At 30.6% G+C, this 474-nt stretch carries 1 protein-coding gene; it reads left to right on the top strand.

From position 1 onward, the window contains the following. Window positions 1-474, top strand: a 474-nt coding sequence (locus IU405_RS01020; RefSeq protein ID WP_231749440.1) for a GAF domain-containing protein, incomplete at both ends; no start/stop codon positions are given.

Below are 474 nucleotides of genomic sequence, written 5' to 3'. Positions count from 1 at the left end.
CTTTTGAATGGTGTAAAGAAGGTATTGCCCCAGAAATTGATAATCTACAGCAAGTACCCATAGAATATATTCCTCAATGGTTAGAGAAACATCAAAAAGGAGATCCATTTTATGTTGCAAAAGTTTCTGATTTAAATACTGAAGACCCTGGAGAGAATGCTTTAAAAGAGATTTTAGCTCCACAAGGAATTAAAAGTTTATTGACCATTCCAATTTTAAATAACAAAGAATTAATTGGTTTTGTGGGTTTTGACTCAGTTGAAAACTACCATAATTACAGTGAAAAAGAAGTGAAATTATTGTCTCTTTTTGGAGCAATGCTTACCAATATTCGGAATAGGCAAAAATTAAATAATCGACTAATAACTGAAGTAGAAAAGTTTCAAAACATCATTGCGAACATGAATCTTGGGTTGCTTGAAGTTGATTTGAATGATGAAATTATTTTTGCAAATCAGAGTTTTTGTAAAATGT

Source organism: Polaribacter sp. BAL334, assembly GCF_015767435.1.
In the GTDB taxonomy this organism is placed as follows: Bacteria; Bacteroidota; Bacteroidia; order Flavobacteriales; family Flavobacteriaceae; genus Polaribacter.
This window is presented reverse-complemented; position numbering and strand designations above follow the sequence as displayed.